Genomic DNA, 20515 nt, shown 5'->3' with positions numbered 1-20515 from the left:
GAACATAATACTTGTAACACGAATATGCAACAACCTTTGCGAGCGCTTGCCAGATGATCAAAATTGTTACAGTAATTGGCGCTCGTCCCCAATTTATAAAAGCTGCTGCGATTTCGCGCGCAATTCGATCAAAATACTCCGATAAGATCACGGAAGTTTTGGTTCATACCGGGCAACATTACGATCCAAATATGTCGAGCGTTTTTTTTGAGGAGCTTGACATTCCAGCTCCCGATTACAATCTCGAAATATCAGGTGGCACGCATGGCGCCATGACGGGCAAAATGCTTGAAAGTATTGAAAACGTCTTGCTGGCCGAAAAGCCAGATTGGGTTCTTATCTATGGTGATACGAACTCAACTTTAGCTGCCGCTTTGGCCGCGGCAAAGCTGCATATTCCTATTGCTCATGTTGAAGCGGGGTTACGGTCTTTCAATATGAACATGCCTGAGGAGGTTAATCGTATTGTTGCGGACAGACTTTCGCGCAAGACCTTCTGCCCCACGCAATCAGCCGTGGAAAATCTTTATAATGAAGGGATTAGAAGCGGCGTTCACCTGGTGGGAGACGTGATGTATGATGTGTCGCTGTATTACAGAGATATCGCACGACACAAAAGCAATGCCTTAGAGCGTCTTGGCCTCGAAGATGGCCACTATGTGCTCGCAACGTGTCATCGCGCAGAAAACACCGATTCGGTGCGGAGGTTAACGTCCGTTGTGCAGGGATTGGCTGATCTCGCGTCGCAGATACCGGTCGTCTTACCACTTCATCCACGCACTAGAAAAAAAATTGAGGACCTCAATCTTATTACCGACCTTTCAAATATTACGGTTGTGGAGCCTTTGCCATTCCTTGATATGATCAGACTTGAGCAGTCCGCACGCGTCATCGTAACAGATTCCGGAGGCGTACAAAAAGAGGCGTTCTTTTATGAAGTTCCGTGTGTCACCATGCGTGATGAAACAGAATGGACTGAGACGGTCGAGCTTGGTCTGAACGTTCTGGTCGGGGCGGACAGAAATTTAATTGCGAAATCCCTTTCCCGGAAACGCTCTGATGGCAAGCTCCCCCAGCCTTATGGAAATGGGAACGCCAGCGAAGCAATTCTAGAAGAGATGTTGAGGGCGCCGTGAGCTTTCGCACCAACTTCGTTGCGATGTTTACGGGTACTGCTTTAGCTCAAGCTTTGCCCATTCTTGCGTCACCTTTGCTGACAAGGTTGTACGGACCCGAAGCTTATGGCCTGCAGACGCTTTTTATGGGCATAGCAGCATCCTTGGCCGTGGTCGCGACATGCAGGTTAGATTTGGCCATCGTTTTGCCTGACGATGAGGCTGAGGCGAAACAGATCGCGTCTCTAGTCTGCATGATCGCAGGCGCAGTTTCTACATTGACGTTTTGTTTCGGCCTCGTCGCTTTTCTATTTTTTGGTCTTTTTCAAAGCAATGGCATTGTCTGGGTTTTAGTATTGCCCCTCATGGTAGTCGCCATTACTGCGATGCAAGTGGGTGTCGCATTTGCAACACGCACCCGGTCATTTCGCACCATTGCGGGCAGCGGTGTTATAAATCAGACTGGTTTTCTTTTGATAAGTTCGGGCATCGGGATCGTAACTACGTCCACGGCCGGACTAGTTTTTGGGAAGTTTGTCGGTCAAGTTTTGGCGGCGACCTCGGTCCTTCGTAATTGTTTACTTCCCATCCATACGACGGGTGAGTGGAACGTACCCACCTTTCGCCAGCTGATCGCGAGATACTATCAATTTTTCGTCTTTAACACCCCCTACAGTCTGGTTGGGACTATTGCCCGTGATGCGCCAATATTTTTGTTTACTGCTTTCTCAAATATAGCAGCTGCAGGGGCCTATGCGTTGGCACGCTCGATGCTATTGGCTCCGACACTCCTCGTTTCAAACTCTCTAAGTCAGGTTTTCTTCAAAGAAGCAGTGGCTAAAAAGAGTGATATTCGACTCGAAAAACTGACGTTATCCATCCTCAGTGCTGGGATTTTCGCGAGCGCACCTCTTTTCGCATTTGCTGGCGTATTTGGCGAGCCGTTATTCATCAGGGTGTTTGGTGTTTCTTGGGGAACCGCGGGAATGATGGCCGCGGCTTTAGCGCCGGCAGCTTGGTTGGCGTTGCAAACTGGCTGGCCAGAGCGCCTGTTCGAGGTTCATATGCGCCAAGGAGTATCCTTTGTTGTGCAAATTAGTTGTGATGTTATAACAGCGATAGCAGTGGCTTCAGTGCTTTGGGCTTCCAAAAATCCGCTTTGGGCCGTCATCGCATATACAATTTGCAATATTGCTTATCACCACATTTATCTCTACGCGTTGTTCAAAATTTCAGCGTTCTCTGTCCTAAGCCTTGCGAAGTGTCTTTTAAAGGCGTGGTTGCTTTATCTAGCACTATGGGCAGGACTGGGACTGCAGAGGCAGCTTCTTGGGGAAAGTCTGATCTCTTTGATGCTTGCTGGGCTTGTAGCTGGTTTTGCCGCTAGCCTGATCGGTTTATACAGCTACCGTAAAGCCAACCAAACGCGCGAGAGCTTGGGAGACAGCCTTTGATAGCAATTGTTGATTATGACACTGGAAACGTAGGCTCTGTTTTCAATATGATAAGGAAAGCCGGAGGCACACCTGTCATCACGCGCGATCCGACAATTTTGCGGCAGGCTGACAAGCTTGTGTTACCGGGTGTCGGGGCCTTTGATGAGGCTATGGGCAATTTGGAAAAGTTTGGCTTGATAGAGATTTTGAATGATCTGGTCGTCGATCAGCACAAGCCTGTTCTTGGTGTATGTTTAGGCGCCCAGCTGATGGCTCGAGAAAGTGAAGAAGGCAATAAGCCGGGTCTGGGTTGGCTCGATGCAAAACTCGTTCGCTTTCGTCCCGCCGAAGGCCTTAGTTTGCGGGTGCCCCATATGGGTTGGAATATGGTCGAGCCTCAGTCAGAAGGTGGTGGAATTTTTGATGACGTCACACGGCCCATGAGATTTTACTTTGTGCATTCCTACTATATGGTTGCCAATGATCCGAGCATCATTTTGGCGCGTAGCACCTACGGTTCGGAGTTCACCAGCGCTATGGCGCAGAAAAATATCCTTTCGATGCAATTTCACCCCGAGAAAAGTCATAAATACGGTTTGCAGGTTTATCGAAACTTCGTTGAGAGGTTTGAAGCATGCTGAAGGCGCGGATAATTCCTTGTTTGCTGCTGAAGGGGCGAGGTCTCTATAAAACAGTGAAGTTTTCGGATCCTAAATACGTGGGCGATCCCGTCAATGCAGTGAAAATATTCAATGAGAAAGAAGTTGATGAACTTCTGGTCCTGGATATCACGGCAACCGCCGAAAAGCGTGAACCCAATTTCGAACTGATTGGCGATATTGCAGGTGAGTGCTTTATGCCGCTTGCTTATGGCGGCGGGGTTTCGTCTCTTGAGCAGATAAGACGTTTGCAAAGAGTTGGTGTTGAAAAGGTTAGTCTCAACTCTGCTGCATTCCATAATCGAGACTTAGTAAAAGACGCATGTTTGACATTTGGTACGTCAAGCATAGTTGCAGCGATTGATGTCAAGAAAAGCTTCTTTGGAAAATATGAGGTTTGGATCAACGCTGGTAAAACCAATACCAAAGAAGATCCGATCCGTTACGCCGAACAATTGGCGCGCCTGGGTGTAGGTGAGATTCTCGTTAACAGCATTGATCGCGATGGGACGATGGGAGGATTGGACACAAATCTTCTGAAAAGCATCGTTGGTGCGGTTGATACTCCCGTGATTGCCTGTGGCGGAGCAGGAAATCTCACGCACCTTCACGAAGGAATATCGTGCGGTGTTAACGCGGTGGCTGCCGGAAGTATGTTTGTTTTCCACGGAAAACATAAGGCGGTCTTGATAAATTATCCAAGCGGCACGCAGCTTGAGGAAATTCAATTGGAGAGCACTCGGCAATGAATGCCCGTACATATCAAGCATGTATTCGTTGTGTTATGGACACAACAGATCCGCAAATTACTTTCAACGAAGATGGTTTGTGTAACCACTGTCAGCGGTACGACAGCATGGTAAGAGATATCGTAAAAAAGGCTGATAACGGCGAACGCCGCGCCGAACTTGAAAGCATTGTCAATCGAATCAAAGAACGCGGACGCAATAACGAGTACGACTGCATTATGGGCGTAAGTGGTGGGGTCGATAGTTCTTACGTCGCATATATGGCAAAGCAACTTGGCTTGCGTCCTCTTGCCGTTCACTTTGATAGCGGTTGGAATTCGGAACTGGCAGTAAACAATATTGAAAACATTGTAAAAAAGCTATCGATCGATTTGCATACCCATGTGGTCGACTGGGAGGAAATGCGGGATCTACAATTGGCGTTTTTCAAAGCCTCGGTTGCTAATTGCGATATTCCAACAGATCATGCGTTTCCCGCAATATTGTACCGCGAGGCAGCAAAGCACGGAATAAAATACATACTCTCTGGTAGTAATTACGCCACAGAGTTTATTTTGCCGTCAGCTTGGGGCCATCAGTCCGGAGACGCGAAGCATCTGAGGGATGTTCACAAAAAACATGGGAATATCAAGCTTAGAAACTATCCTACCATCGGGTTCTTGGCACAATATTTATGGTATCCATATGTACGCGGAATCAAAACTGTAAAGCCGCTTAATTTTATTCCTTATAATAAAGCCGAAGCCAAAAAGCTCATTGCTAATGAGCTCGGTTGGCGGGACTATGGCGGCAAACATTATGAATCGGTGTTCACCCGTTTCTTTCAAGGCTATTATCTCCCTGTCAAATTCGGTTACGATAAAAGGCTCGCCCATTTATCGTCCCTAATAAATGCCGGACAAATGACGAGAGAGGCGGCAGTTGAGGAGCTTGGCTCGCCAACGTATGATCGCCAGTTGCAAGAGAGTGACAAGGAGTTTGTGGCTAAAAAATTGGGTGTAAACGTTGAAGAATTGGAGAGGTTGTTCCAACTTCCAAACAAGGATTACTCCCAATACGCCTCTGATGCCAAATTAATTGAGCTAGGAGTCAAGTTAAAACGTTTGTTGGTTCGTTTATGAAAGAAAAAATTTCGAGATTTGCATTTAAACATAGAGTATTTATTGCATACTTGGGCTCAGTAGCATGGCTTGCTTTTGCTGCATTATCCTATGCACTGGTAAGCGGTAAAAATGAAATAACTAGCGTCGTAATTGTTTGTTTTTTTTCGGTTGTCACGTTTGTGTATTTCGGATTTATGAGGGTTTTCCCTAAGCAAAACTTATTATATTCAGCGTCTGAAAAATCACCAAGGGGGAGGTTAGAAGGTAGCCGGATATATCTCTTTTACATCTTATTGGCGTTATATGTGGCCGTAATTGCAGCACATTTTCTTTACATTGGCAGGTTGCCTGTATTAGAGGCTCTGAAAGAAAAAAATGACATTTCAATCAGTATAGTCCGGCAACAATCCTATTTTGACTTGCCTTCATATCTACGCTACGCGAGTGATTACTCCCTGAAGGCTTTGGGGCCGGCGCTTCTTGTCATTGCTTATTACTACAGATCTTATTTGTTTTTTATTGTCTTGATCGCAGGTGGGTTTTATTGTCTCAGCCTTTTTGCGAGGGTGTTTCCTATTCTCCTCTTTTTGCCAACGCTGGCATTGCAGTTTACTCAACGAAAGTGGCTCCATTTCAGCTCCACGTTGTCTTTGATGGCCATATTGGTATTCGCCGTCACTACGGTAGCTTCAATTAGCTTTAGAGGGGAATCCGTTAATGTAGATCAACCCGGCTATCACATTGAAGAAAGATTAGTTTCTGAGTACTGGAAAAAACACGCAGTAGTTTCTTCATTAATTGAACGGGCAATACTTGTTCCCGGACAAGTCATAGGACAGTGGTTTAATTATTATGAGCGCGAAGGAGTATTCGAAGCTGGATGCGGATATCGCCCCGTAGCTTTGATTGTCGGTTGTGAGTACGTTCATGTTCCCACAAAACTTTACTCCAGCTATTATCCAGAAAACGTGAAGCAGGGCATGCATGGAAGCCTTAACGCTGCTGCCTTTATGACCGACTATGCGAACTTTGGGTTGGCTGGATTTGCAATTGCTGCAGTTTTGTGTGGCCTACTGTTTAGCATGTCGTATTTTATATATGGCGACCATCTATTAGCTTTGCCGTTTAACCTCCCTCTTATTTTAGTGTTAATGGAGAGCAATTTTTTCACAGCAATTAATTCTGGATCTGGTTGGTTGGTGATGACTGCAATCTTCTTTTTGTTTTTCAGGCTGAGGTATAAATGATACGCCAACCCTCCCACCTATCATACGTCCAATGTAATCGATGCCTTATGGATACGTCTGATCCAGAGATCATTTTTGACGAATATGGTAACTGCAACCATTGCAACAGATATTTTTTACGCGTTAGATCTGAAATCCGGCTTCCTGAAGAACGAGCACGGGCTCTTAGTGCCGTTGTAAACAGGATTAAGGATGACGGAAAAAATCGAGAGTACGATTGCGTTGCTGGCGTAAGTGGCGGGGTAGACAGTACTTATGTAATTTACAAACTTAAGGAACTCGGCCTACGGCCGTTGGCAATCCATTTTGATAACGGTTGGAATTCAGAGCTTGCGGTAGCGAATATCAAAAATGCGCTAGACCGGTTGAAAATCGATCTGCAAACCTATGTTGTTGATTGGGAAGAGTTTAAAGATCTTCAGATGTCTTTTCTAAAAGCTTCTGTTCCGAATTGTGAGATTCCTACCGATCACGCTATTACGGCCACTCTAATCAAGACCGCCCGTGAAGTTGGGACGCCATATGTTATAAATGGTAGCAACGTGGTGACTGAGGGAATTCTGCCGATTTCCTGGGTTTATTACAGCCATGACTTAAGACATATAAGGGCCTTGCATAACCAATTTGGAACCGTTCCTTTGAAGAGCTTTCCAACGATTTCCTTATTTTCTTTTACTGCCCATATTTTGACCGGGCGTTATCGGATGGTCAATCTTTTGAATTTCCTTGATTATAATAAATCTGAGGCGATTGAAAAAATGAAATCTGAGTTGGGCTGGCAATATTACGGCGGCAAACATTACGAGTCGATCTATACGCGATGGTATCAAGGATATTACTTACCTAAGAAATTCGGCTTTGATAAACGGCGAGCTCATCTTTCTGCTTTGGTGTGTGCAGGACAAATAACACGTGATGAGGGCTTGTCGGAACTCGAACGCGATCCTTATGCCGACAACAATTTGGCTCAGGATACTGATTTTGTCATTAAGAAATTCGGCATAACTCAAGAGACCCTGCAAAATATCATCGATGCTCCCAACAAGTCTCACCTTGAGTACTCAAATAGTAATCGTTTTATCGAGGGGTCTTCATCTCTGCGGAATTATATAAGAAACCGTGCAAAACAGGTATGATATTGTGACCCTGAATGTTCATGTTTATCCTTCCAATCTCACGCATGAAAGTCGCATACTGCGAATAACGGAAGCTTTGGTTGGAGCCGATATTTTCGACCAGGTTGAAGTGATCGGTGTCGCACGTAAAGGTCTGCCTGAACGTGAAAAACTTGATGATAAAAGAACGTTAGTGCGCCTAAAAAGGCCGGAAATCAGTGCGTTTGGCGCATTCCTTTCAAAGGTCATTATCACGCTCGTATGGTCGATAAACGTACTCATTTATTTGAGAAAGCGTGAAATTTCGTGCGTCAACGCTCACAGTCTTGCGGTCTTACCGCTCTGTGTTCTGCTGGCACATTTTTCCAAAGCGAAACTTGTTTATGACACTCATGAACTAGAGACTGAAACAGTGGGATACAAAGGCATACGTCAGAAAATTGGCCGAGTTGTTGAACGTGTATTAATTAAAAAGTGCGATTTGGTATTTGTGGTTAGCGATTCCATCGCGGATTGGTATGCGGAAACCTACGATGTCATCCGACCAACTGTGGTACGTAACATTCCTCAATCTATAATAACTAACGGTGACCACCGTTACGTTCAACGAAATGATATCGGCTTGGAAAATGAAAGACTATTATTCATTTACCAAGGTGGTCTTATGCATGGTCGTGGTATTGAGCGTCTATTAGAGGTCTTTTCAAAGCTACCTGATCGTGATCTTGTTTGTATGGGTAGTGGGCCACTGGTTGACCTAGTAGAGCACGCCGCATCAAATTTCAATAATATACACTATCTTCCACCTGTCGCTCCAAACGATGTACTGAATTTTACGCGTCTCGCAGATGTCGGCATCTGTATGACTGATAATGTTTGTCTTTCATATTACTATTCTCTACCGAACAAGATATTTGAATATATTCATGCTGGTATTCCTATTATAGCTAGCCCTCTCCTAGAGCACATTAGTTTGATCAATCGGTTCAACTGTGGTTGGATTGGGTCTGACGATCAGCACGAATTCTCTAGTTCTGTGGCAAAGTTGGATTCTAGTGATATCGCAAATAAACGAAAAAATGTTCAACATGCAGCAGGCGAATTGCAATGGAGTAATGAAGTCCGTCGTCTTTTAGGCGCATATAATGAGTCTCGTCTTGTCTAATCCTGGCTCCATTTGGATTATTCATCCCTATGCTGGTGGACCTGGAGTTGGCCGGTATGATCGCCCATACCATCTCGCCAAGTGTTGGCAGGAGAGGGGTGAGAAATGTGTTGTGATCACGTGCTCCGATCACCATTTGCTTGATCAGCGGTGCCATCCCGGTCCGACTGTAATTCAGGGCGTTTTGTACGAGTTTTTAAAGAGCTTTGAATATCAAGGAAACGGAGTACGACGTCTATTAAATATGGCTGCTTTCACCGCAGCAATTATCCTGAGATCCGGTTCTTTGGCGCGACGTTATGGTCGCCCAAGCAGAATAATTATATCTTCTCCCCACCCTTATGCATATCTTGCGGGGGAATATTTGAGGAAGCGATTTTCCGCAAAATTAATTTTCGAGGTGCGCGATTTATGGCCGCTGAGCTTGGTCGAATTGGCTGGAGTTTCCCCTTCCCATCCGCTTGTCCGGTTCACTGACTGGCTTGAAAGGCGTGCTTATCGCACTGCGGATCAAGTAGTGTCACTGTTGCCGTGTACAAAACCCCATATGCTCGAAAGAGGCTTAAGTGAAAAGCGCTGGCATTACATACCCAACGGGATTTTGAATCTTGATTCTGAGAATTCAATTGTCGACAACGCTGCAATCAGACTCGTTCGTCAGTGGCGTGAAGAGGGTAAATTTGTTTTGGCGTACACGGGCGCGCTGGGACGGCCAAACCACGTTCAGTCATTGATCGCTGCGCTGGCTATTCAAGCTCGTAAAGATAGCAACGTATACGCAGTCATCGTTGGGAGAGGTGACCTAAAGGCCGACATCATCTCGCTCATAGAGAATAGGAACCTTGCACACCGAGTTGCAGTTTTCGACCAAATCCCGAAAAAAGAAGTAATTTGTCTTCTAAATGACGTAGACGCAGGTTTTATCTCTTTGCGACCTGAACCGATATTCCGGTTTGGGATTAGCCCGAACAAACTTTTCGACTACATGCTATTAGAACTACCGGTCGTTTTTGCTGTGACATCTGGTAACGACCCCGTTTCCGAAGCGGGTTGTGGTTCAACAGCTGATCCTCGGGATCCAGAAGATATATCCCGTGCAATCGATAGTCTGGCGAACCTTTCGATAGAAGAACGTCAAAAATTAGGAGCACGTGGTAAGGATTGGGTCATCAGGAACCATAGTTATGATGTCCTTGCTGAGAATTATATCAAGCTGATGGGTGTTAAGTAGAATGATCGGCGTCACAGGTGCGAGCGGTTACATTGGATCAGCAGTAGTAAGGACACTGTCGGAAACAGGCCCTGTGTTTGCTATAGGTCGCGCAGAAACATGTGACGTTCTGCCGGCTAATGCGGTTTGGCGATCAATGTCAGTTAATCAGCCTACCCCAAGCCTCTTTGAAGGCTGTGACAGCGTTATTCATTTGGCTGGTCTTGCTCACGCGCAGGGGGGCGTTTCTGGAGAGAAGGATTTTGACGCTGCCAATCGCCAACTGGCTGTCGACTGTGCATTGGCTGCATACAATTCCGGTGTGAAACGGTTCGTTTTTGTCAGTACGATGGCTGTGCATGGTAACTGGTCTATCAATCCAATTCGAGCGGATTCGGAACTACGATTGGACACACCATACGCTCGGTCGAAATGGGCGGGGGAGCAAGCACTACGGGAGTTGTGTTTCTCGTTAAATATGGAGTTGTGCATTGTTCGACCAGCAATGGTTTATGGTTATCAAAGTCCGGGAAATTTCGCACGCTTATTAAAACTCGTCGAGTTTGGAATGCCGCTTCCCTTTAAATCTATGACTTCCAAAAGATCATTCACATCTGTTCAGAACCTATCGTCCTTTTTGATTGCGTGTACACAGGCTGAGTTACCTGAAATTTCGACGTTTGTTTTTGGCGATGGTTCGGATTGGTCGACATTAGAATTAGTTACAAAAATAGCAAATTTCAAAAACCTCCGTCTACGTTTGTTTTCAATTCCCTCTTTCGTTTTCAGTAGAGCGAGTGAATTTGCCGGGCGAAAAAGGGAATATGAAAGCCTTTCAAAGCCTATGACGATTGAATGGGAACACGCGTGGAATGAATGTAAATGGTCCCCACCGTATACTCCTGAAAGCTGCATGACCGAGGCGGTGATGAACAGATAATCTTGTCGAGTGACGGCAACACATGACTGGTCTCTCTTCTTAAGTGTTCTTCTCGCGCCATGTCTTCACGTGCTTGGTTTCTAACGAATCCAAATCTATATATATCTAGCTTCGTACTCGTCGACGCTCTTCAGTGTTTCGTATTCCTGAATCTGCAGAGAGGCGGGACCGGACGAATCTTCGATCGTTGAATGGTAAGTGTTCCTGCTTACACTTTGAATTGACCGAGTAAGCCAATATCCATCCCCAATACATCACTGAGTGTTGGACTTGGCGCCAGGGCTACCTTGACCAAGCATTGCAGAGCCGGTACCAACGCGTCGCGATTTGATATTTTCGTGACAGCGTGAAGTCGCGGACTTTCATGCAAATAATTGGCGAATATCAACGTCGCGGTTGAGTGGGAGAGCTTTGTATTGTCAATTTTGGGTACCGGCTCTAGGCAGCGTTTAGACTGCTTCTCAAATGTTGTGGCAAGGTTGCTTCCCGTTTTTTCACTTGTTACAAGTGGTGCAATGCTAGCGTTTACCATAGTTTATTCCAGCTATGGATTTGATCTCACTGACGAGGGATTTTATTTTCTTTGGTTAGCAGAGCCTGCCGCATATAGCATTCATATACCCGTGTCATTCTTCGGCTTTGTATATCATCCCATTTACAATTTCTTAGGCGGAGATGCTGTTGCATTACGGCGCGTAAATGTGTTGGTTACTTTTGGTGTCACGTGGCTTCTGAGTGTCGTGCTTATGCGACAATTATTGCCGCATAGTAATACGAAATCCATAAGTTTCGCTGCAATGACAGCTGGGATCGCTACAACTTCGCTAACTTATTTTGCGCTCTGGTGGCTCGTTACCCCCAGTTACAATTCACTAACGCTGCAGGGTATGATGCTGACCTTCACAGGTTTGGCCATTGCGATTAATTACTACTCGTGGCAACGCTTACTTGGGTGGGTGTGTATTGGTGTCGGAGGCTGGCTTGTCTTTCTTGCTAAGCCAAGCACGGCGGCGCTGTTGGCGCCGGCTGTCTTGGCCTGTCTAATGGCGTCCGGTCGGCGGAACTATCTAGCGATATGCGGTTCTGCGTCTCTAGCTGCGAGTCTAACGCTAGCCTGCGCCATCGCAATTGACGGCTCAATACGAGGTTTCTTCAATCGGGTTCTCAACAGTATTGGTATGTTGGATCTCCTGGGGAGCGGGCAAGAATTTAATAAGATTTTCCGAATTGATAACATGAACCTCAGCTCGCGCGAGCAGATGATAATGATTCTTATCATTCTGATGATCATTGTAGGTGCATTGGCACTGAGACGCTGGTTTATGTTGTCTCAGGTTTTTACCGTCAGCGGATTTTTTTTGGCGCCGATAGTGGTCGCTTACTTGCTTTGGCCCAATGCTCCAGCTCTCGGTTTCCGTGGGGTTGTGTTATTTTCGGTGCCTGCTGGAGCTATTTTGTTCATTGCATTGTTCGAATGGCGAGAATTAAAATCGTTGCGCCCTATGATCCCACTCGCTCTTTTATTGCTTGTGGCTCCTCATATCTATGCGTTTGGCACCAATGGGAATTATTGGTCGCATGGGAGCGCAGCAGGGTTTTTCTGGGTAGCTTCGGGGTTGGTTTTCCTAACTCCACTGCTTCGCCAATCTAGTGATGTTTCCTTGCTTTGTGCACTTGTTGTTCTCCTGCAAGGAGTTTGTGCTCCGTTACTGGTACAGGCAGTCAAAGCACCATATCGGCAAGAGTCTTTTTTTAGCGATAATTATGTTGACTGGAACCTACGCGACCAAGGCAATGTTCTGGTGAGCAATGGGTTTAGGGATTATCTGGCTGAGGTTCGGAGTGTTGTGGAACAAGCAGGTTTTGCGGCTGGAAATCCAATGATCGATCTCACTGGCCGTTCGCCTGGCCTGTTGTATGATCTTAAGGCGCGCAGTCCTGGGCAGCCGTGGTTTGTGGGGTCGTATTCGGGCAGCGACGCGTTAGCTATTGCCACTTTGAACGGTGAATCTTGCGCTACCCTTGCCAATGCCTGGCTTTTGGTTGAGCCGGGTGGGCCTCGTAGCCTGGATGAAAGCGAAGTCACCCAAAGCTTCGGCGCAAATCTCGTCTCCGATTATGTTCTTGCGGGATCCTTCAAAACAGCAGCCGGAGCAGGCGGGTATGCTGAACGCTACAGTCAGCGAATCCTAAAGCCATCACGGGTTGCGCAGGAAGCGATAGAAGCCTGTGAGCGTGCGAGGCCGTCAGTGCATCAAGAAGCGCCCTAACAGGAGAGTGTTATGAAAGCTGTGATTCTTGCCGGTGGACTAGGTACCCGCATTTCCGAAGAGACCCATTTGAAACCCAAGCCAATGATTGAAATCGGTGGTAAGCCAATAATGTGGCATATCATGAAGATTTACTCACACTATGGTATCCACGACTTCGTTATTTGCTGCGGTTATAAGGGCTATCTTATCAAGGAGTATTTCGCGAATTACTTTTTGCACATGTCGGATGTGACCTTTGATATGGCACAAAATCGTATGGAGGTACACCAGCGTCATGCCGAACCTTGGAAAGTAACCTTGGTAGATACCGGCGAAGAAACAATGACGGGCGGCCGGCTGAAGAGAGTCGCTGGCTATTTGAGTGATGAGGAGGCGTTCTGCTTCACCTATGGCGACGGCGTAAGTGACGTTAATATTCATGATTTGATTGCTTTTCATAATGCTCAAGGAGGGTTGGCGACGCTAACTGCCGCTTATCCTCCGGGGCGCTTTGGTGCACTCGATATACACTCCGACAATAGGGTCATAACTTTCGCGGAGAAACCTAAAGGTGATGGTGGGATGATAAATGGTGGTTTTTTCGTTTTATCTCCTAAGGTCTTAGACTTGCTTGAGGGCGACAGTACGGTCTGGGAGCGTGAACCGCTTGAAGAGCTTGCTTTGCGAGGCCAACTGTCGGCATATCAACATCATGGCTTTTGGCAGCCTATGGACACATTGCGTGATCGCACACTGTTGGAGCAATTATGGGAGCAGGGCAAAGCGCCTTGGAAGGTATGGTAAGTTGAACGCAAGTTTTTGGAAGAATAAGCGTGTTCTAATCACGGGGCACACTGGTTTCAAGGGCTCTTGGTTGACGCTGTTGCTGCGTCAAATGGGCGCTGATGTCACCGGTTTCGCTCTGCCTGCCACGACTAGCCCAAGCCTATTCGAAATAGCACGAGTGGGAGAAGGTATTACTTCTATTCTTGGTGACATCCGTGATCTTGCTCTTGTCGAGCGAGTGGTCAAGGACGCCGCTCCCGAAATAATACTACATCTCGCGGCGCAATCGCTGGTGCGATATTCCTATAAGCATCCAGTGGAGACGTACCAAACTAACGTGATGGGTACAGTACACTTATTGGAAGCCATACGGCAAACGCCTGGCATAAGGGCGGTGGTGAACGTTACTAGCGACAAATGCTATGACAATCGTGAATGGGTTTGGGGTTACCGAGAGCGGGATCCTATGGGTGGCCACGATCCCTATAGTAATAGCAAAGGCTGCGTTGAACTAGTTACGGAAGCATTCCGCGCATCATATTTTCCAGTAGCGTTATACGAGGCGCATGGGGTGGCAATTGCATCAGCGCGGGCTGGCAACGTCATTGGCGGGGGGGACTGGGCTGAGGATAGGCTTGTGCCCGATATTCTGCGCGCGATAGTAGCTGGTGAAACAGTAAACATCCGTTCACCGCATGCAATACGTCCGTGGCAGCATGTTTTAGAGCCATTAGCTGGATATGTCTTGCTCGCTGAGAAGCTCTATGAAGACGGGATATCGTTTGCTGAGGCATGGAACTTCGGTCCAGATGATAAAGATACCCGCTCGGTCTCATGGATCACCAATTTTCTTACTAAAGGTTGGAGTCAATCGGCCCAATGGACCGTTGACTCGGCTCCCCAGCCACATGAAGCCCACTACCTCAAGCTTGATTCCTCCAAGGCTCGCCAATGCCTTGGTTGGCAACCTCGCTGGTCTTTGGAGGAAGCTTTAAAACGCATTCTCGCTTGGCAGCAGGCATTTCTTGCCGGTGCTGACATGAAGTCTTATACCCTGGATGATATTGAAGACTATACCCGCAAGATGAAAGGCTGAGGATGGGGCTCGTTCGGTTTACTCTGGCCTTGGTCGTGCTGGCTAGCCATGCAGGGTTTTGGACTCATAGTATCGGAGCTCGTGCTAGCGTACAGGTTTTTTTTGTGCTTTCAGGCCTATATATGGCGGCGGTATATACGACCAAATATCATCAGGCCGTGCACGGCGCTCGAATTTTCTATTTAAATCGCGCTCTGAGATTGTGGCCAACTTATTTGCTTTTGCTAGTCATGACCGCAAGCGTTTGGTTGGTTGCTGGCTCATATATTGGTAATGATGAGCTAATCTTCAATTTATTTTCCGATAGTGGTGAGTACGGTATATGGATGGGGGCACTTACGATTTTCCTGTTTGGCCAGGATATCGTTTCAGTCAACGAACCTCTTCATTATCTGCTGCCAGTGCGACAGAGTTGGTCAATCGGTAGCGAGTTGTTGTTCTATCTCACTGTGCCGTTGATTCTTCGTAGGCCTCGCCCGATACTATATTTTCTAGGTTTTGTAATTCTTATGGGCGTTAAATATCTAGCGCTTATTTATACAAACAGTGATCGCCTCTCATATTTTTTCCCCCTTGGCAATTACGGTTATTTTTTACTGGGGTGCGGACTTTACTTTCTGTCCGCGCATCCCCTTGTGGACCGCTTGAAGCAACATCTGTCACACAAGAGATCGGTCATTCTAGGCTTGTTGCTATGCCTACTGCTGCTCAATGGAGAATCGAGTTTCGAGTTGGGTGGGGTTGTAACCCATTTTTTCCTTATCGGCTTATTCTCGCTAGCGGTTGTGCTGCTATTCGAACGTACGTCCCACCCAGTCGGGAGCTTGCTGGGGAACCTTTCATACGGGATTTACCTAAATCACTTCTTGCTTTTGAGCATCTTTAAAAGTGTTGGTTTGCAAGGTGAAATCCTCCTGCTGGCTACTATATCTGCGAGTTTTTCACTTAGCTTTTTGATCGAGCGCTACTTGCAAAAATACATCGATAGGTACCGATACCGATACATCCGAAATAAAGCGCCTTCACAAATTGTATCAAATACGTCAGAACGCCCTCAATATTCTCAAGGAGCATCTGTATGAGCCAATTCAAGTTAGTCATGATTTCCGCCGGGTTTGAGCATGGCGGTAATGTCACTCATCGCCATTTGGATGGACACTCGCAGTTGTTAGTTTATCCGTTCGAATCTCAGCTCGGAAATCGTAACTTTAACGATTTCCTCGCGTCGGTAGAACGTGTGCAGTACCGTTATCCTGAATTTCCTGAAGGTCTGACCGCTATCGAGTTGTACGAGCAGATGATCGATGAGGAAATGAAAACCTTTCTGCGGAAAAAGAACGGTTCGAAATTTAGGGATGCCGATTGCCAACTTGCCGAAGCTGACCGCATTGCCGAATTCGAGAGACTTCTTGGTAGTGCACCCTATACCCGCCGCCGGGTAATTGAGGCCTTCTTCCGTTCGACTTTTGTCGCTTGGAAAAATTATTATGCACAGCCAAATGATGACATGAGATATGTTGGCTATTCGCCAGCAATTGGTATCGATGCCGAACGTATAGTTCGTGATTTCCCAGATGTCAGGATCATGCATATCGTGCGCAATCCGTTCTCTGCTTACCGGGACACAAAGCGTCGCCCCTTTCCGCAACCTTTGAGTAAATACCTTATTACTTGGAACATCTACCATTCGACTGTGGAGATGTATGCTAAAATGTACCCGAAGAATGTACAAATATTCCGCTATGAAGACCTTATGGAAGACAAGGGATCTTTTATGCGAGGTGTGGCGGAGTTTATCGGGGTCGATTTCGAAGCATCTATGCTTTATCCGAGCTGGAATGCGGTTGAAATTAAGGGCGATATCGCACCTTGGGGAACAGTGCTTAAAAGTACCAAGGACTACAATGAGGCCGTAATAGATGAGCTGAGTGCGGCAGAAAAACTGCAGATCGCTAGCGGTACCGCTGCAGTTGCGCGCCACTTGGGCTATGACAAGGTCGATTACTTGAGCCGCTATTATAATGTTTAGCAAACTATATGCTCGTGGTCCGTCTACCGAGATATCTTTACCCTCGGTAGACAGCTTACCCGGGAAATATACGGCACTAGAGCCTGTTACTGGCGGGACACATGGCATCTGTTACATTGCCACACTAGACAGTACTCGTCGGTTCTTGAAAACTCACGGGCAATCGCTAGAGGCGCGTGAAAACCTCGAAAAGGAAATCGACGTATTAACGTATCTCTACGGGCTTGCCTTGCATACTGAGAGCTTCTCAACGGAAGATGGTCGCCTATGGCTTGCGATGGATGCCTTATTACCCGCCGATCCGGTGTCGCCAACAGATATCCGACGATTAACCGGTATGTATATGGAGAAACTTGCTACGTATCCAGAGCGACTGAGGGTGCGATCGGAAGACAATTTCTCCCGCCTATTGTTAGAGAGCGAGCAGGCATTCGTCACCCTTTGTGCACGTGGACAGATTGGTCCCGACTTACGCCGCGCAATTCCACACTACTTTGACATTCTGGTCCGGATGAAATCGCAGATGCATTTCTGCCTTTGCCATGGCGATCTTGGGCCCTGCAATCTGATGTTCGACGGCACGAGTATATTTGCTGTCGACTGGGAAGACGCGTTCTGGGGAATCGAAGGATATGACTACCTCTACTGGCTAACCTTTTTTGGAAATCGCCCACATCTTAATTCGAACATATTCGGTTATACGCCATGGGGCAAAGACGTTGATATTGCTATCCTTTTGATGGTTTTGTTAATAAAATGCAGGTTGTCGTTTCACAAAGGTACGTATGTAAACGACAAACTAACCTTTGATCAGCGACTGATGGAGATACTAGACCTTGCCTGAAGTGCGCTTGCCGAGTGCTGACCTTGATCACGTGATGGTATATGCTGAAGGGGACTTGCGCTCGCTTGCGGGAGCGCGCTTGCTGCTCACTGGCGGCACGGGCTACATCGGACGCTGGTTGCTCGAGGCATTGTGCCACGCCAACCGTAGTATGGAATTGGGAATGTCGGTCACTGTGCTCTCCCGCCAACCCGGACGCTTCTTGCAAGGATATCCTCATCTAGGTGGCGATAAAGCCGTGTCGCTGATCGAGGGGGATATCCGTGATTTTGTTTTTCCGAAGGGAGACTTTACCCACGCCATTCATGCTGCAACTGATGTTGTCGCCAACAGTACGCCTCTAGAAACATTTGATGTAACTGTGATCGGCACTCGCCGTCTGTTGGAATTCTGTCGGCAGCGTTCGGTTAGTCGCATCCTGCTGCTGAGCTCTGGTGCAGTTTATGGCAGTATCCAGCCCTCAATAAAAAATGTACCAGAGGATTTTGTTAGTGCACTTCGCCCAGATGCGTTGAATACTGCTTACGGCCTCGGAAAACTTGCCACCGAATGGCTAGGAACTGCTTATGCGGCTGAAAGTGGATTACAGTGCAGCTCTGCACGAGTTTTTGCACAGGTTGGTCCTTACCTTGCACTCGACAAACAGTTTGCCGCAGGGAACTTTATAGCAAATGCGATACGTGGAGAGCCTTTCTTAATTAAGGGAGATGGTACTCCGCACCGATCATACATGTACGGTTCAGATCTAGTTATCTGGTTGCTCAGAATTTTGCTGCGTGGCGCGTCTAATCGTGCTTACAACGTAGGATCAGATGAAGCAATTTCGATTGCCGCGCTCGCCGCGGCAGTTGCCCATGTCGCGGACATCGCGCGACCTGATATCCGAATTCAAGGCACGCGTTTCCAAGATTCTACCACAGAATACTATGTGCCGGATATTACACGTGCGCAAAATGAGCTCGATCTAGCAATTACTATCCCGTTTAGTGAGGCTCTTCGCCGAACTATTGCTTGGTACTATCCTTTATTAACAAGGCCGCCTGCATGATGGACACCGCGCATTTTGCAAATAATATAAGACTGAGAGTACTGGAGTTGTGTTACCGCAAGCGTACGTCGCATATAGGCGGTGCATTTTCGGTGGCTGACGTACTGGCAGTACTCTACAACGGCGTACTCGATATTGCACCGGACACAACAACAAGTGTGACAAGGGACAGACTGTTTTACAGCAAGGGTCACGCATGCTCGGCGCTCTACGCAGCATTAGAGTTGCGAGGCTTTTTTCCTGAACTTGATTTGCTGACGGAGTTCACCGAAAACGGCAGTTACTTCACCTCACACGTGAATCATAAGTTGGCAGGCGTCGAGCTTTCTACCGGTAGTTTGGGGCACGCGTTGGGTGTCGCCTGCGGCTCGGCAATCGCCGGCAAGCGCCGCTCCGTGGATTACTCAGTCTTTACGATTGTCAGTGATGGTGAACTGGATGAAGGATCGAATTGGGAAGCCATCCTATTCGCCTCACATCACGGGCTGGACAACCTAGTACTTGTGGTAGATTACAATAAAATTCAGAGCTTCGGTACAGTTGCTGAAGTAATGGCACTTGAGCCGCTTGCTGATAAATTTCGAGCGTTCAACTGGGAAGTAACCGAAGTAGACGGTCATTCGCTCCCATTGCTCGAGCAAAGCTTTCGCACCGCAAAGGCGACCCGAATGGGAAAACCCCATTGCGTGATCGCACATACGGTAAAAGGTAAAGGTGTAAGCTTCATGGAGCATCAGCTTGCATGGCATTATCAGTCCCCGCGCGATAACGATTATGAAGCAGCCCGAATTGAGCTTGGAGTCGTTTGATGCGCACTAACTTCGTTAAAAGTTTATGTGAACTCGCGGCAAAACATGATGATATCTTTCTCATTTGTGGCGACCTTGGGTATTCTGTCTTAGAGACATTTGCAGAAAGCTTCCCTGATCGTTATCTAAATGCCGGTATTGCGGAACAAAACATGACGCAAGTAGCTGCGGGCCTTTCTCGCGAAGGATACAACGTATTCACATATTCTATAGGCAATTTTCCGACCCTACGTTGCATGGAGCAAATTCGTTATGACGTATGCTACCATGAAGCCAATGTGAAAATAGTGTCGGTCGGTGCAGGATATGCTTACGGACCACAAGGTGTTTCACATCATACGACGGAGGATATCGCGATGCTGCGTAGTCTCCCAAATATGCTTGTGTGCTCACCTGCAGACCCCGCAGAGGCTCAAGCTGCCGCGCGGTTTATGGCTAATCATCGTGGCCCTGGCTACGTTCGGCTTAACAAGGCTGGAGAACCACCGTTACGTCCTATTGAACAGTCGCTTAAGTTGCGGCCCGGACGGTTCCGGCAGTTACGCAAAGGAAACGGTACTGCAGTGTTGGCAACAGGAGCGATCGTTGGAGACGCTCTGTCCGAATTGGATAAATCAGGCGATGATTGGTCCGTCTATAGTGCACCTTTTATTGGCAAATACGAGACGGACGTGTTGCGAATGCTTGCAGAGCAATACGAGAGTATTATCACTTTGGAGGAGCATCAACTGAGCGGTGGTTTCGGTAGTTCGCTGGTAGAAGAGTTTAGTGACCTTTATGCAAAGGGATTACTAACCCGTATGCCACGCATCAAGCGGGTCGGTATCGCTGACAGATTCATTGGGGTTTCGGGGACGCAGGAATATTTACGCAAGGTGGCTGGCCTTACAATTGGCTCAGAGCCCGCTTAGA

General features: G+C 47.2%; 19 protein-coding genes. All 19 read left to right on the top strand.

Features of this window, described 5'->3' with window-relative positions; translation table 11 throughout:
- The first annotated feature begins 53 nt into the window (after positions 1 to 53).
- The 19 genes from wecB to PYL13_RS16570 all read left to right on the top strand — a co-directional run bounded on the left by wecB (position 54) and on the right by PYL13_RS16570 (position 20514).
- On the top strand, positions 54 to 1136 hold the full coding sequence (gene wecB / locus PYL13_RS16660; protein ID WP_275642384.1) for a non-hydrolyzing UDP-N-acetylglucosamine 2-epimerase: 1083 nt from the start codon (positions 54 to 56) through the stop codon (positions 1134 to 1136).
- Positions 1133 to 2569, top strand: a complete 1437-nt coding sequence (locus PYL13_RS16655) for an oligosaccharide flippase family protein (protein WP_275642383.1) — start codon at positions 1133 to 1135, stop codon at positions 2567 to 2569. Before wecB ends, PYL13_RS16655 begins: the two co-directional genes overlap by 4 nt.
- Complete coding sequence (gene hisH, locus PYL13_RS16650; RefSeq protein ID WP_275642382.1) at positions 2566 to 3192, top strand: imidazole glycerol phosphate synthase subunit HisH; 627 nt, start codon at positions 2566 to 2568, stop codon at positions 3190 to 3192. The genes PYL13_RS16655 and hisH overlap by 4 nt, the downstream gene beginning before the upstream one ends.
- Positions 3186 to 3959, top strand: coding sequence for an AglZ/HisF2 family acetamidino modification protein (locus PYL13_RS16645; protein WP_275642381.1), 774 nt, complete (start codon positions 3186 to 3188; stop codon positions 3957 to 3959). The genes hisH and PYL13_RS16645 overlap by 7 nt, the downstream gene beginning before the upstream one ends.
- Positions 3956 to 5080 carry an N-acetyl sugar amidotransferase gene (locus tag PYL13_RS16640; RefSeq protein ID WP_275642380.1) on the top strand — a complete coding sequence of 375 codons (1125 nt, stop codon included), beginning with the start codon at positions 3956 to 3958 and terminating at the stop codon, positions 5078 to 5080. The genes PYL13_RS16645 and PYL13_RS16640 overlap by 4 nt, the downstream gene beginning before the upstream one ends.
- Positions 5077 to 6309: a hypothetical protein gene (locus tag PYL13_RS16635; RefSeq protein ID WP_275642379.1), complete on the top strand. Its 1233-nt coding sequence runs from the start codon at positions 5077 to 5079 to the stop codon at positions 6307 to 6309. The genes PYL13_RS16640 and PYL13_RS16635 overlap by 4 nt, the downstream gene beginning before the upstream one ends.
- On the top strand, positions 6306 to 7445 hold the full coding sequence (locus tag PYL13_RS16630; RefSeq protein ID WP_275642378.1) for an N-acetyl sugar amidotransferase: 1140 nt from the start codon (positions 6306 to 6308) through the stop codon (positions 7443 to 7445). Before PYL13_RS16635 ends, PYL13_RS16630 begins: the two co-directional genes overlap by 4 nt.
- Before the next feature lie 4 nt (positions 7446 to 7449).
- Positions 7450 to 8589 (top strand): glycosyltransferase, encoded by a 1140-nt coding sequence (locus PYL13_RS16625; RefSeq protein ID WP_275642377.1) that lies wholly within the window; start codon positions 7450 to 7452, stop codon positions 8587 to 8589.
- The gene (locus tag PYL13_RS16620; protein WP_275642376.1) at positions 8570 to 9820 is read left to right on the top strand and encodes a glycosyltransferase family 4 protein; all 1251 of its coding nucleotides are present in this window, start codon (positions 8570 to 8572) and stop codon (positions 9818 to 9820) included. The genes PYL13_RS16625 and PYL13_RS16620 overlap by 20 nt, the downstream gene beginning before the upstream one ends.
- Before the next feature lies 1 nt (position 9821).
- Positions 9822 to 10739, top strand: a complete 918-nt coding sequence (locus PYL13_RS16615) for an NAD-dependent epimerase/dehydratase family protein (RefSeq protein ID WP_275642375.1) — start codon at positions 9822 to 9824, stop codon at positions 10737 to 10739.
- A gap of 374 nt (positions 10740 to 11113) precedes the next feature.
- Positions 11114 to 13009 (top strand): hypothetical protein, encoded by a 1896-nt coding sequence (locus PYL13_RS16610; RefSeq protein ID WP_275642374.1) that lies wholly within the window; start codon positions 11114 to 11116, stop codon positions 13007 to 13009.
- Between the two features lie 12 nt (positions 13010 to 13021).
- The gene (gene rfbF / locus PYL13_RS16605) at positions 13022 to 13795 is read left to right on the top strand and encodes a glucose-1-phosphate cytidylyltransferase (protein WP_275642373.1); all 774 of its coding nucleotides are present in this window, start codon (positions 13022 to 13024) and stop codon (positions 13793 to 13795) included.
- Position 13796: 1 nt separating this feature from the next.
- Positions 13797 to 14873, top strand: a complete 1077-nt coding sequence (rfbG, locus tag PYL13_RS16600) for a CDP-glucose 4,6-dehydratase (RefSeq protein WP_275642372.1) — start codon at positions 13797 to 13799, stop codon at positions 14871 to 14873.
- 2 nt (positions 14874 to 14875) lie between these two features.
- Positions 14876 to 15955, top strand: a complete 1080-nt coding sequence (locus PYL13_RS16595) for an acyltransferase family protein (protein ID WP_275642371.1) — start codon at positions 14876 to 14878, stop codon at positions 15953 to 15955.
- Positions 15952 to 16902, top strand: a complete 951-nt coding sequence (locus PYL13_RS16590; protein ID WP_275642370.1) for a sulfotransferase family protein — start codon at positions 15952 to 15954, stop codon at positions 16900 to 16902. Before PYL13_RS16595 ends, PYL13_RS16590 begins: the two co-directional genes overlap by 4 nt.
- Complete coding sequence (locus PYL13_RS16585) at positions 16895 to 17746, top strand: phosphotransferase family protein (RefSeq protein WP_275642369.1); 852 nt, start codon at positions 16895 to 16897, stop codon at positions 17744 to 17746. Before PYL13_RS16590 ends, PYL13_RS16585 begins: the two co-directional genes overlap by 8 nt.
- 1 nt (position 17747) lies before the next feature.
- The gene (locus PYL13_RS16580) at positions 17748 to 18794 is read left to right on the top strand and encodes an NAD-dependent epimerase/dehydratase family protein (protein WP_275642564.1); all 1047 of its coding nucleotides are present in this window, start codon (positions 17748 to 17750) and stop codon (positions 18792 to 18794) included.
- Positions 18791 to 19603: a transketolase gene (locus tag PYL13_RS16575; RefSeq protein WP_275642368.1), complete on the top strand. Its 813-nt coding sequence runs from the start codon at positions 18791 to 18793 to the stop codon at positions 19601 to 19603. Before PYL13_RS16580 ends, PYL13_RS16575 begins: the two co-directional genes overlap by 4 nt.
- Positions 19603 to 20514, top strand: a complete 912-nt coding sequence (locus PYL13_RS16570; RefSeq protein WP_275642367.1) for a transketolase family protein — start codon at positions 19603 to 19605, stop codon at positions 20512 to 20514. Before PYL13_RS16575 ends, PYL13_RS16570 begins: the two co-directional genes overlap by 1 nt.
- Position 20515: the final 1 nt, after the last annotated feature.

The organism is Agrobacterium sp. Azo12 (genome assembly GCF_029193765.2).
GTDB lineage: Bacteria > Pseudomonadota > Alphaproteobacteria > Rhizobiales > Rhizobiaceae > Agrobacterium.
Note: the sequence above shows the minus strand (reverse complement) of the source record. Positions and strands in the feature narration are given on the sequence as shown.